Genomic DNA, 219 nt, shown 5'->3' on the forward strand with positions numbered 1-219 from the left:
GATTCGCTCACCGCACAGTAGAACCGAGCTCGAACAACAATCGCATGCCGCCGAACGTCGGTAGACGAAAAGGATGCCGATGACTCTCGCAATCGCACTCGCTGCCGGGGCAGTCATCGGTGTCCTTCTAGGACTCCTCGGCGGCGGCGGATCCATCCTTGCCGTACCGGTCCTGGTGTTCGCCCTCGGCCTCGACATCGACCAAGCAATCCCGATCTC

Annotated in this window: 1 pseudogene; it reads left to right on the forward strand. The window is 61.2% G+C overall.

The features are described 5' to 3' along the window. Positions 1 to 79 precede the first annotated feature (79 nt). A pseudogene (locus A2J01_RS19970) lies at positions 80 to 219 on the forward strand (sulfite exporter TauE/SafE family protein); the annotation flags it as partial.

Origin of the sequence: Rhodococcus sp. EPR-134, assembly GCF_001647205.1 — a bacterium.
Classification (GTDB): domain Bacteria; phylum Actinomycetota; class Actinomycetes; order Mycobacteriales; family Mycobacteriaceae; genus Rhodococcus_F; species Rhodococcus_F qingshengii.